At 42.6% G+C, this 12,207-nt stretch carries 12 protein-coding genes; 4 read left to right on the forward strand and 8 right to left on the reverse strand.

The window, feature by feature from the left end; translation table 11 throughout:
* Positions 1-9: 9 nt before the first annotated feature.
* The 8 genes from nrdR to vcdP all read right to left on the reverse strand — a co-directional run bounded on the left by nrdR (position 10) and on the right by vcdP (position 7,305).
* Complete coding sequence (gene nrdR / locus BSR11_RS08795; RefSeq protein ID WP_072670012.1) at positions 10-459, reverse strand: transcriptional regulator NrdR; 450 nt, start codon at positions 457-459, stop codon at positions 10-12.
* A gap of 156 nt (positions 460-615) precedes the next feature.
* Positions 616-1,866: a glutamate-5-semialdehyde dehydrogenase gene (locus BSR11_RS08800; protein ID WP_072670013.1), complete on the reverse strand. Its 1,251-nt coding sequence runs from the start codon at positions 1,864-1,866 to the stop codon at positions 616-618.
* An 11-nt stretch (positions 1,867-1,877) separates the two neighbouring features.
* Complete coding sequence (proB, locus tag BSR11_RS08805) at positions 1,878-3,011, reverse strand: glutamate 5-kinase (RefSeq protein WP_110166772.1); 1,134 nt, start codon at positions 3,009-3,011, stop codon at positions 1,878-1,880.
* A gap of 229 nt (positions 3,012-3,240) precedes the next feature.
* Positions 3,241-3,630 (reverse strand): sigma factor-binding protein Crl, encoded by a 390-nt coding sequence (gene crl / locus BSR11_RS08810; protein ID WP_072670014.1) that lies wholly within the window; start codon positions 3,628-3,630, stop codon positions 3,241-3,243.
* Positions 3,631-3,722: 92 nt separating this feature from the next.
* Positions 3,723-4,970, reverse strand: a complete 1,248-nt coding sequence (gene frsA / locus BSR11_RS08815; protein WP_004394642.1) for an esterase FrsA — start codon at positions 4,968-4,970, stop codon at positions 3,723-3,725.
* Positions 4,971-5,083: 113 nt separating this feature from the next.
* A complete protein-coding gene (gene gpt / locus BSR11_RS08820; RefSeq protein ID WP_072670015.1) occupies positions 5,084-5,548 on the reverse strand; it encodes a xanthine phosphoribosyltransferase in 465 nt (154 codons plus the stop codon).
* A 36-nt stretch (positions 5,549-5,584) separates the two neighbouring features.
* Positions 5,585-6,877, reverse strand: a complete 1,293-nt coding sequence (locus tag BSR11_RS08825; RefSeq protein WP_072670016.1) for an NCS2 family permease — start codon at positions 6,875-6,877, stop codon at positions 5,585-5,587.
* A gap of 338 nt (positions 6,878-7,215) precedes the next feature.
* Entirely contained in the window at positions 7,216-7,305 is a 90-nt protein-coding gene (gene vcdP / locus BSR11_RS17665) for a small protein VcdP (protein WP_501207396.1), read from the reverse strand.
* 600 nt (positions 7,306-7,905) lie between these two features.
* Here vcdP and BSR11_RS08830 point away from each other — a divergent pair.
* The 4 genes from BSR11_RS08830 to BSR11_RS08845 all read left to right on the forward strand — a co-directional run bounded on the left by BSR11_RS08830 (position 7,906) and on the right by BSR11_RS08845 (position 12,203).
* On the forward strand, positions 7,906-9,384 hold the full coding sequence (locus tag BSR11_RS08830; RefSeq protein WP_072670017.1) for an aminoacyl-histidine dipeptidase: 1,479 nt from the start codon (positions 7,906-7,908) through the stop codon (positions 9,382-9,384).
* Positions 9,385-9,800: 416 nt separating this feature from the next.
* Positions 9,801-10,241, forward strand: a complete 441-nt coding sequence (locus BSR11_RS08835; RefSeq protein WP_072670018.1) for an ATP-dependent zinc protease family protein — start codon at positions 9,801-9,803, stop codon at positions 10,239-10,241.
* Entirely contained in the window at positions 10,241-11,146 is a 906-nt protein-coding gene (gene rimK, locus BSR11_RS08840) for a 30S ribosomal protein S6--L-glutamate ligase (RefSeq protein ID WP_072670019.1), read from the forward strand. The genes BSR11_RS08835 and rimK overlap by 1 nt, the downstream gene beginning before the upstream one ends.
* A complete protein-coding gene (locus tag BSR11_RS08845) occupies positions 11,106-12,203 on the forward strand; it encodes a succinylglutamate desuccinylase/aspartoacylase family protein (protein ID WP_110166494.1) in 1,098 nt (365 codons plus the stop codon). Before rimK ends, BSR11_RS08845 begins: the two co-directional genes overlap by 41 nt.
* Positions 12,204-12,207 lie beyond the last annotated feature (4 nt).

The raw sequence follows: 12,207 nt of genomic DNA on the forward strand, positions 1-12,207 counted from the left end.
GACTCACGTTCAATTTTCTAATTTAGCAATCTCTTCACCAAACTCGCGAATATCTTCAAAACTACGATAAACCGAGGCAAAGCGAATATATGCCACCTTATCTAAATCTTTCAGTTGTTCCATGACTAAATTACCAATCAATTCACTAGGCACTTCCCGTTCTCCGGTAGCACGTAATTTAGATTTTATCGTACTGATCGCTAACTCAATCGCATCAGCGCTAACAGGGCGTTTTTCTAAAGCGCGCTGCATCCCACCAATCATTTTTTCTTCATCAAACGGCTCTCGATTACCGTTAGATTTGATGACTCTAGGCATCACTAGCTCTGCCGTTTCAAACGTGGTGAAACGTTCGCTGCAAGTCAAACATTGCCGACGACGGCGCACTTGGTGACCATCAGCCACTAGACGAGAATCGATAACTTTTGTTTCGTTTTCAGAGCAAAAAGGACAATGCATATTACCTCCCTAGCAAGGTGATCAGTGTACCGGAAATGGACATATGAACAAAAGGAAAAGGGGCCAATAAGCCCCTTTTCCTGATTGATTTAGTCAAATTTGTTAAGCGCCTCTATCGATAAACAGCAGCTCATCATATTCACTAGTTAAATGGCTTTAACTGCGCAATAAATAATTTCCTTTACCAACCCATTTGTAACTGGTCAACTCCTCAAGACCCATTGGACCTCGAGCATGCAGTTTTTGGGTCGACACCGCAACCTCTGCCCCTAAACCAAATTGCGCCCCATCAGTAAAACGAGTCGAGGCATTGACATAGACCGCAGCAGAGCCCGCTGCATTAATGAATCGCTCAGCATTCAACAGATCATTTGTCATGATGGCATCAGAATGGCTGGCATTATGCTCACGCATATGCTCAATGGCCTGCTCAACTCCACTGACAACTTTAACGCCTAAGGTGTAACTTAACCACTCGCTATCAAAGTCTCCTGCTTGTGCGAGGCGAATATTGTTTGCCTCCGGAAGCAGTGCTTTGGCATGTTCATCGACGACTAACGTCAGTTTATCGTGCAATTGATGCTGCAGTTTTTCTAACAAAGGTTGAGCAATCGCTTGATGAACCAGTAAGGTATCTAATGCATTACAAGCTGATGGACGCTGCATTTTTGCGTTTTCAATCACCGCAAGCGACTTATCAAGGTCGGCACTCTCATCAACAAAAATATGGCTGATACCAAAACCGCCAATGATCACGGGAATGGTGCTGTTTTCCTTACACATTTTATGTAATCCAGCACCACCTCGCGGAATGATCATATCGACATACTGATCCAGTGTTAATAATTGAGTAACGTATTCACGCTCAGGTTGACGGATATATTGAACGGAAGCCATTGGAAGATCGGCTTTACTTAAGGCTAACTGAATGACATTAACCAGCTCAAGATTAGAGAAAAAGGTTTCTTTACCACCACGTAAAATGGCTGCATTACCCGTTTTCAAACATAATGCGGCGATATCAATCGTTACATTAGGGCGCGCTTCATAAATAACACCCACCACACCAAGCGGAACACGACGGCGAGCTAATGACATGCCATTTTCAAGGACTTTACTGTCGATTTCACTGCCGACAGGATCAGGTAAACGAATGACATTACGCACATCATGAGCAATAGCCTGTAAACGTGATTCTGTAAGCAAAAGTCGATCGAGTAACGCTTCACTTAACCCAGCTTCTTGTCCCAAAGCAATATCTTTCGCATTGGCCGCTAAAATAGCGCCCATATTGGCTTCCAGTTCATTTGCTATTATTGCAAGTGCTTGATTTTTCTGCGCAGTCGAGGCGGTAGCAAGTTGAAACGAAGCTAATTTCGCCGCCTTACCCATTTCGATTAAATCCACAATTCTTCTCCCTATTCTTGAATAACGACCATATTATCACGGTGAATGACTTCAGCGCCGTAATCATAACCAAGAATATCGATGATCATGGTGCTGTGTTGGCCGGCAATTTTACTCAAATCGCGACTGGAATAAGTGCTGATGCCACGAGCAATCAGATGCTGCTGTTGATCTTTCACACAAATCACCTCGCCGCGCGCAAATTCGCCCACAACTTTGATAACCCCTTTAGCCAACAAACTGCTGCCTTTAGCTAGTAAGGCATTAACCGCGCCTTGATCAATATACACATCGCCAGAAGCAGCAGGCCCCGCTAAAATCCAACGTTTACGATTTTCTAGAGCTTCTTCCAGAGCTAAAAAGCGTGTGCCTTGTGGCGTGTCGCTTAATGCATCAAAAATGACATTGGGCGCTCGGCCGGCAGCAATAATCACTTCAATCCCCGCTCGACGAGCAATATCAGCCGCTTGCAATTTAGTCGCCATACCTCCGGTGCCTAATGTTGTACCACTTCCACCCGCGATTTTTCGCAACGTGTCATCAATGGTTTTAACCTCTTTGATTAACTCTGCGCTAGGATCTTTACGCGGATCGGCGGTGAACAAACCTTTTTGATCGGTTAGTAATAAGAGCTTATCCGCTGCACACAAAATACCGACTAAGGCCGAGAGATTATCGTTATCACCAACTTTAATTTCATTGGTTGCAACCGCATCGTTTTCATTGACCACTGGAATAATGCCGTGTTCGATCAGGGCATTGATCGTATCTCGCGCATTCAAAAAACGCTCTCGATCTTCCAAATCAGCACGAGTTAATAACATTTGACCAATTTTTATGCCATAAAGCGCAAATAACGACTCCCACGCTTGAATCAACTGACTTTGACCAACGGCAGCCAATAATTGTTTACTTGATATGGCTTGGGGCAATGCGGGATAACCTAGATGCTCTCGACCCGCGGCAATTGCTCCTGAAGAGACAATCACCACACTGTGGCCTTGTTTTTTTAATTCAGCACATTGACGGACTAACTCAACCATATGTGCGCGATCAAGTGCTAACGTTCCACCGGTAAGAACACTGGTTCCTAGCTTCACAACGATGGTTTGTAACGCTGTTTGGCTCTGTTGATTCATTGTCATGATTTTGTCTGTTGAAGAAAACATTTAAGAGGTGATGTTTTAGCAATCCAGCGCCTCTTACACAAGCAGAAAAGGTGCTAAAGAGCACCTTTTTTTAGTGGGAATTATTTCTTACTCTGCTAAGCACTCAGTGAGCAGTAAAGGAAGTGCTCTTATTGACACGATAAAATACAACAAGCCAATGATTAAGTGATAACGCTGTCATACTTAGCAAGCAGGCAACCTAGAATTAAGCAAACGCTGTCGATTGTTGATGCAAGGACAGACTTAACTCAAAACGTTGCTGCAAAGTTTGAGCTAACTTTTTATGAAAATCTTCTTGGGTACGAATCACTTCAGGCAGCGCCGCCGCCGTTGGCTTACTCTCTTCCCATTGACCTGCGAGGTTATAGCGGCCGATACGATAATTGGCTTCAAAGCCAGTTTCGGTCGTCGTCAACTCCATCCACCAGCCCCAAAACTCCCGTTTTTCAGGCGATTTTTTATCATTAATACAAAAAGCTAAACAATCAAACCAATAAATGCCTTCCTGGCACTGCCCTTCCCGTAAATAAGGACCAATCGCTTTTAACGTCGATAATAAACGATAATGTGTCGGATATTTTGCTGCCTCTGACATGTAGACTCTCCTTGTTAAGAATGATTATTGCTTTTAATAATCATACGCTTAAAAACGCAGACAATTCACTCTTAACTAATTTAAGCCAAAAGTCATTCGCAAAGTTGTTCTTCCAGCCACTTTATCGCTAAATCGAGGGATTGCTCATATCCTCGTGTAAGACTTTCACTCTTTATCTGTTTTGATTGCCCGCCTTGACTAAAAGTCGCAATCAAATGATTATCGCTGGCAGGTGAAACCGGATCACCTTCCATCGCTAACGCCAAAATAGGAACTTTAGTACGTCGAGTCGCGAGGAAGCCTTGCACTTTCAGTGACCATGCCATCAGTTGAGCCGATAAACTCGGAATATCAACAGCATGCTTACCAATTCGCGACGCTAACACATCCATATACATTTTCGACATCAGTTTCATTTTTTGCTGAGAAACAAAAATATCATGCACCGGAGCGCCGATAGCGACACACGCTTTAATTTTATCTGATTCAATAAACGATAATCTGACCATGGCGTTACCACCAAAGCGAAAGCCAATCAAACCAACTCGACGATGATCAACCCAAGGCAAAGGAGCTAATTGATTAAGTACCGCTTGGTGTAAACAAGAAGAATCTTGCGTTAATGACCAATGATTACTGTGACCAACAGAAGGCATATCAATCGTTAACATCGCAATATTTCGTTTAGCTAGATAATCACGAAAGAGACGCCACATATCGGTTTGCAAACTATCAAGACCAGCACTAACGATCACCACCGGTTGTGGCTCATCAGTGTGTGATAAATGCAGGTGACCAAGAATTTTCTTACCTTGATAATCAAACTCTAATGGCTTAATCGTATACTGCGTCAGTTCAGAGGCTTGTTTATAAGCGGCATTGGCCAACACTCGCGCTTGAATGGCCAAGGTGTCATTTTTTAAATGGGGATAACCGGCAATACTGTAGCAAAGGGAAGCACTAAACATACGCTCGGCTGCGGCTTCTCCCGTTAAGGCTTCACTTTGCTTATGGTAACGTCCACCGAGCTTTGTCCATTCATACGTCCAATTGCCACTATGATAACCAATCACGGTATCTAACCACTTTTCATGACTTCGAGAATGCTCAGATGAAGCCATGTTGGCGAGAACCTCTTCTTGATCGATAGGATTAATTCCTAACCAAGCCCACTGTAAACGACGTAAATTTCGATACCACGAAAAAGGATCTTGCTCCATTTTCTGTTCAAAAAATTCACTACTGCTCGGCATGTATTGCGTGAGAGAGGAAGTCTCTTTCGCCTCTTTATGCTGTTGAAAGAGCGTTTCTGATAGGTTGATATTGCTTGATTCAGACATGATGCATCTCATTGTTAAACCGCTTAGGCCTTATAGTAATCAAAAAAAAGGCCCTTTGCAGGGCCATATGTCGATTAATTGCGGGAAACTGGTGATTGAATCAATAATTGTCGTTATTTTTGCTTACGATTCACTGGCTCAACGTAAGCTAAAGTCATATCCCAAGGTTGTTCAATCCAAGTATCTTGTTCAATATCAACCACGTATTCATCCACTAAATCTTTACCTGCTGGTTTAGCACAAACAGTCACAAACTTAGCTTTCGGATACATTTCGCGAATTTTACGAGCTGTATCACCGCTGTCGACCAAATCATCGACAATAAGAAATCCCTCACCATCATGCTCAGGTGCTTTCAGTACGGTCATATCACGTTGATGATCATGATCGTAACTTGAGATACAAACGGTATCAACATAACGAATGCCAAGTTCACGAGCCAAAATAGCCGCAGGAACCAGTCCACCTCGACTTACACCTAGGATACCTTTCCATTGCTCAGCAGGCATTTGACGCTGGGCTAATTCACGGCAAAAATTTTGCATGTTGTCCCAAGTGATTACGAATTTTTTACTCATTGTGATTGAACCTAATTGTTTAAAAATAGAATCTATTTACGCTTCAAGAATAAACTTAATAACAAAGATGATCGCCATGACCCAAACACTAAGCGAAACGTGTCGACCTTTACCACTCAGTAGTTTAATCACTGCGTAAGAGATAAAGCCAAGTGCGATACCTTCAGCAATCGAGAAGGTTAAAGGCATTAATAAGCAAGTCACTACTGTCGGTGCTGCTTCAGTAAGATCTCGCCAATCGATACTTACCAAGCCAGACATCATTAGAATCGCGACATAAAATAATGCACCTGCCGTCGCATAAGCAGGGATCATTCCCGCTAATGGCGAGAAGAATAATGCAAGTATAAATAAAATGCCAACAACTACCGCTGTTAAGCCTGTGCGACCGCCTGCAGCCACACCTGAAACACTTTCGACATAAGATGTGGTATTCGAGGTGCCCAATAATGCACCAACAGACGTCGCTGTCGAGTCAGCAAGTAGCGCACGGTTTAAGCGTGGAATTTTACCATCTTTACCAATGAAACCCGCTTTGTTTGCTACGCCGACCAGCGTTCCAGCGGTATCAAAAAGGTCAACAAACAAGAAAGCAAATACAACTGAAATCATACCGATTTCAAATACGGCTGAAAAATCAAGCTGCATGAAAGTTGGGGCAATACTTGGCGGCGTAGACATAATGCCCCCCCAAGTGACATCGCCAACAATCAATCCTAAAATAGTTACCGCTAAAATAGCAATCATCACCGCGCCTTTAACGCCGCGATGCACTAAAGCAATGGTAAAGAAAAAGCTCAATGCGCCCAATACCGCAGGTAAAGAGGTAATCGCTCCCATTGACACCAACGTTGCCGGGTTATCGACCACAATTCCTGCATTTTTTAGCGCGATAAATGCCAAAAATAAGCCAATACCGGCAGAGATTCCCGTGCGTAACGACATTGGAATCGAATTAATAATCCATTCACGAATCTTAAATAGACTCAATAGGATAAATAAAATACCTGAGCAAAATACCGCCGCTAAAGCGACTTGCCACGTATACCCCATGCCAAGCACTACAACATAGGTAAAGAAAGCGTTTAATCCCATACCAGGTGCTTGCGCTATCGGATAGTTAGCCACAAAGCCCATAATAAAACAGCCAATCGCTGCCGCTAAGCAAGTGGCAACAAAAACAGCTCCACGGTCCATTCCTGCATCCGCTAAAATCGTCGGATTCACAAAAATAATATAAGCCATGGTCAGAAACGTCGTGATCCCGGCAATGATCTCAGTGCGCACAGTTGTGCCATTTTCACTGAGTTTAAACAGTTTTTCCAACATGGTAGAATCCTAATACAGACAAAGTAAACGGTTGCGTAATCGATTGGCGGGAATTATAAAGTTATCAACTGATAATTTCCATACACAACTACTATCAATCTGTAGGAAAAAAACCACTTTATCTATCTATATAGAATCCACTACAAAGACGGATAAATACTCGAAAAGTGCTACCAGTGAAGAAAAATCATACCAGTAACCAAAGGTTGTGAATGATCGTTGAGCATAAAAAAACGCCATCTGAGAACAGATGGCGGTGAATTATTTTAATCACTGTAGATTAACAATAGATTCTAATATAGGGGTGAACAAAAACATATAACTTTCAAGTGGTTAATTTAATAACCAAAGCTTGACGGATAAGTAAAGTTGCTAGTAAAAACAGAGTTGCTTTTCCAGAACATTACGCAAGATAAACCTTTATTCATAACTATCACCTTTAAAATCAAACGTCATTAAGTTGATTTCTCAGTTCCTTGGAGGCGATAAATCGGACTCATCCTTTGAGCATTTTTTCTTCACTAGGGAAGTTGGTTATAAATATACCACAAAGAAAATTAATTACAATACTTTTGGTGATTAAAACCACAAAAAAGACAAAAAACGCTAAAATAAGCCACCTTTTGGTAATTTAATTACACAAATATCAGTAATGAAGCCTTAGCTTCTCGCTTAACGGGAATCGAACACTTCACTCCTAAAAAACAAATGATTGAATAAGACACGGCATCATTAATACTCATCCGTTTGGTAAGTATCATGCCACGCAGTCAACATGAAGACATGTGTTACATTCTATCGACTGAGCAACCATTAAGAAGAGTGTGACTAAATTAACGAAAGCGATAAACGGCTCGATAACAATAATCGTAAAACTCCGGAAGGATAATAAATCCACTACTCCCCGATCCTGCATAGTGGTATGCTGTTGTTCATTATCACTTCAGCTCCGATCTCAGCTTATTTCACTGCAAAACATCCATAAGTGTGCACATTGATCGGGGTATAATCAAAAAAAGGAGTTATCTGTGTCTGAATTCCATTCTGAAATCAGTAATTTATCACCTAGCCCTGTTTGGCAGTTTTTTGACAAGATTTGTTCTATCCCTCATCCATCTAAACATGAAGAAGCACTCGCTCAATACATTATTGATTGGGCGAATCAGCAAGGCTTAGAGGTTCGTCGCGATCCGATCGGCAATGTGTTTATTAAAAAACCGGCCACAGTCGGGATGGAAGACAAAAAAGGGGTCGTACTCCAAGCACACATTGATATGGTTCCGCAAAAAAATGAAGAAACCCAACATGATTTTACGACTGACCCTATTCAGCCGTATATTGATGGTGAATGGGTAACAGCCAAAGGAACCACGTTAGGCGCGGATAATGGTATTGGTATGGCTACCTGTTTAGCCGTACTAGCCTCAAATGATATCAAACATGGTCCTCTTGAAGTTTTATTAACTATCGATGAAGAAGCTGGCATGACTGGTGCGTTTGGTCTACAAGCTGGCTGGCTGGAAGGTGATATTCTTCTCAATACCGATTCTGAGCAAGAAGGTGAAGTCTACATGGGCTGTGCTGGTGGCGTTGATGGTGCACTTACCTTCAATATTACTCGTGAAACGATCCCGACAGGTTTTATCACCCGACAATTAACCTTAAAAGGCTTAAAAGGTGGTCATTCAGGATGTGATATTCACACCGGTCGCGGTAACGCCAATAAATTACTGGGCCGTTTTCTAGCCACTTACGCTCAAGCATTCGATCTGCGTTTAATTGAGTTTAGAGGTGGTAGCTTACGTAATGCGATTCCACGAGAAGCGTTTATCACTGTCGCTATTCCTGCTGAAATGGAGACTCAACTAGAGCAAGTGTTTAATGATTACCAACAATTATTAGTCGCTGAACTAGGTAAAGTAGAAAACAGTATCACCACCTTTAATCAAGCGAAAGAAACCACCCAAGGCGTATTTTCAAGTGCCGATCAGCAACGCTTCATTGCTGCACTGAATGCTTGTCCGAACGGAGTGATCCGCATGAGTGACGAGATTGAAGGGGTGGTAGAAACCTCACTTAATGTCGGCGTGATCACAACCGAAACAGACAAAGTAAACGTGCTATGTTTGATCCGTTCATTGATTGATTCTGGACGTAGTCAAGTCGAAGGAATGCTCACTTCTATCGCTGAATTGGCGGGTGCCGACGTTCGTTTTTCTGGAGCTTATCCGGGGTGGAAACCCGATGCCGACTCAGAAATCATGGCTATCTTCCGTGATATGTATGAAGGTATTTATGGCCATAAGCCCAATATCATGGTCATTCATGCCGGATTAGAGTGCGGGCTATTCAAAAAGCCATACCCTCATATGGACATGCTTTCCTTTGGTCCAACAATTAAGTTCCCTCACTCGCCAGATGAAAAAGTGAAAATAGATACTGTTGAGCTATTTTGGCAACAAATGGTCGCTTTATTGGAGCATATTCCAACAAAACAGCCAGCTTAATCACTGATGATGGTAGGCTTTGCTAAAGATGAGCAAGGCCTATCGTCGAAGATAAACTGATTTCTATTTAATCAATATGCAGGTTTGATGGCTGAAACCATCATAAACTTGACGAGATCGCATCATCAAACGTATTGATTGAACAAGTGAATCATTCAGTGATAGAACAAAATACAAGGTATATTAATTTTTTTTGTCGATACGAATAATTTTATTCATTAGCTGCAGGTTTTATCTACTGCTAGAGTTCGCTCCCTTGAATTTCCCCGAGTTATTCACCAGACTCGATTCAAGCTGATGACTCGATAAATATCGTATCGAGATGCTGCTAATTTTCTCCCCTTATGGGCCATTCCTGAGCAGCATCAACTGTGCTCAAATACACAACCATATTCAAAAACACAAATAAAATGACCATGACACAAAAAATGATTGTTGGGTGGAGAGAAACTCTTAGCCTTCCTGATTTAGGCATTGAAAAAATAAAAGCCAAAATCGATACTGGCGCAAGAACCTCTTGTCTGCATGCTTTTAAAGTAGAAACCTTTAGCAAAGATGACGCACTCTGGGTAAGATTTTGGATTCATCCATTGCAGCATAATGTTGATAAAGTCACCATTTGTGAAGCCGAAGTGATTGATGAACGCATCGTGCGCGATTCCGGTGGGCATGAAGAGTCTCGCTATGTGATCAAATCTGATCTTTGTCTCGGAGCTCATCGCTGGCCGATCGAAATAACACTAACCAATCGTGAAAATATGGCGTTTCGCATGTTACTCGGCAGAACCGCTATGCATCACAAACTGATTGTCGATCCTACACAATCTTTTTTAATCCCTTTCGAGGAAAACAAATAATGAAAATTGGTATTCTATCGCGTAACGCTTCTTTGTACTCGACGAAGCGCTTGATTGAAGCATGTAAACAGCGCGGTCATGAGGTAAAAGTGATTGATGCATTACGCTGTTATATGAATATCAATTCGGATCAACCCGAGATTCATTTCAAAGGCGAAGAACTCGGCGGGTTTGATGCCGTCATCCCAAGGATCGGAGCCTCCGTTACTTTCTACGGCACGGCGGTATTACGTCAGTTTGAAATGATGGGCGTTTATCCAGTCAATGAATCTGTTGCCATCAGCCGCTCACGTGACAAGTTACGTTCGATGCAGCTACTTTCTCGTAAAGGTATTGGTATGCCGATCACTGGCTTTGCCAGCAAACCTGATGATGTCAAAGACTTGTTAGATATGGTCGGAGGAGCTCCTGTAGTCATTAAATTGCTTGAAGGTACTCAAGGCATCGGTGTAGTGTTAGCGGAAACACGAAAAGCGGCTGAAAGTGTCATTGAAGCCTTTATGGGCCTGAAAGCTAACATTATGGTGCAGGAGTACATTAAAGAAGCGGGTGGCGCTGATATTCGTTGCTTTGTTATCGGTGATAAAGTGATTGCCGCTATGAAGCGTCAGGGTGCTGAAGGCGAATTTCGTTCTAATTTACATCGTGGAGGAACGGCATCATTAGTAAAAATTACACCTCTAGAACGTAAAACAGCGATTGATGCGGCTAAAATTATGGGACTGAATGTTGCGGGAGTAGATTTACTTCGCTCAGAACGAGGCCCACTGGTGATGGAAGTTAACTCATCACCAGGCTTAGAAGGCATTGAAGCCGCGACAGGGAAAGACATTGCCAGCTTGATTATCGAGTTCATCGAGAAAAATGCGGCTAGTAGAAGGACAAAAACACGTGGTAAAGGCTAATCGAAATACAGATTATCACTTTCTGGGGGAGTCAATTCCCCCTGCAAGTAAGCGAGTCATTGAGCTCGAAGCAGCAAAACTTTATACCCACTCTCCTCTATCTATTCCTATAGAAATCATCCATGGCATCTCGAAAGGTCCAGTATTAATGGTTAATGCCGCGATCCATGGTGATGAACTCAATGGGGTCGAGATCGTTCGACAGCTGATTAACTCGCTTGATCCGAAGAAATTAAAAGGAACATTAATCACCGTCCCAATCGTGAATGTGTTTGGCTTTATCCATAAATCTCGTTACCTTCCTGATCGACGAGATCTTAACCGTTGTTTCCCTGGTAGCGAAAAAGGCTCACTCGCCTCTCGAATGGCGCATAACTTCTTCTCTCAAGTTGCCCTTAATTGTGATTACATCATCGACTTACATACAGGTGCAATACATCGAACTAATTTACCGCAAATTCGAGCTGACTTGAGTAATAGTCAAACCTTACGCATTGCAGAAGCATTTGCTACCCCAGTCATTTTAGATTCGCCACTGCGCAATGGCTCGTTACGCAGCGAAGCCGAAAAAGCCGGTATTACCGTATTGACCTATGAAGCAGGTGAAGCATTACGCTTTGATCCTATCGCTATCCACGCAGGGATTGTCGGTGTAAAACGCGTCATGCAAGAAATCGGAATGCTGCGCCCTAGTCGTAAAAAACGTCCTGTTTCCGTGATCGCCAAATCTACAAGCTGGCAACGAGCTGAGGCCGATGGCATTTTACGAACCCTAGTTTCTCTTGGTGATAAAGTCGAAAAAGGCCAAGTATTGGCTTATATCAATTCACCTTTAGGCAATGTAGAAGTTGAAATAAGAGCCAATAAAGGCGGAATCGTGATTGGCCAACAAACATTACCCTTAGTCAATGAAGGCGATGCAGTCTTCCATTTGGCCTACTTTAGCCAAAGTGACGAGATGGTTGAGCAAGTTGTCGGTGACTTTATTGAGGAAGTCGCTGATAGCGATTTAGAGCCATTAACGACGGGACAAATCATGCCTCCTTCCCCCGTTTGAACGA

This window comes from Vibrio injensis, from assembly GCF_001895205.1.
GTDB classification, from domain to species: Bacteria; Pseudomonadota; Gammaproteobacteria; order Enterobacterales; family Vibrionaceae; genus Vibrio; species Vibrio injensis.

Bases quoted from the DNA above. Each gene is read 5' to 3' on its own strand.
- rimK (WP_072670019.1), top strand. From the start codon at position 10,241: ATGAAAATTGGTATTCTATCGCGTAACGCTTCTTTGTACTCGACGAAG.
- gpt (WP_072670015.1), bottom strand. From the start codon at position 5,548: ATGAGTAAAAAATTCGTAATCACTTGGGACAACATGCAAAATTTTTGC.
- vcdP (WP_501207396.1), bottom strand. From the start codon at position 7,305: ATGAATAAAGGTTTATCTTGCGTAATGTTCTGGAAAAGCAACTCTGTT.
- BSR11_RS08825 (WP_072670016.1), bottom strand. From the start codon at position 6,877: ATGTTGGAAAAACTGTTTAAACTCAGTGAAAATGGCACAACTGTGCGC.
- proB (WP_110166772.1), bottom strand. From the start codon at position 3,011: ATGACAATGAATCAACAGAGCCAAACAGCGTTACAAACCATCGTTGTG.
- BSR11_RS08835 (WP_072670018.1), top strand. From the start codon at position 9,801: ATGACACAAAAAATGATTGTTGGGTGGAGAGAAACTCTTAGCCTTCCT.
- nrdR (WP_072670012.1), bottom strand. From the start codon at position 459: ATGCATTGTCCTTTTTGCTCTGAAAACGAAACAAAAGTTATCGATTCT.
- BSR11_RS08845 (WP_110166494.1), top strand. From the start codon at position 11,106: ATGCGGCTAGTAGAAGGACAAAAACACGTGGTAAAGGCTAATCGAAAT.
- frsA (WP_004394642.1), bottom strand. From the start codon at position 4,970: ATGTCTGAATCAAGCAATATCAACCTATCAGAAACGCTCTTTCAACAG.
- crl (WP_072670014.1), bottom strand. From the start codon at position 3,630: ATGTCAGAGGCAGCAAAATATCCGACACATTATCGTTTATTATCGACG.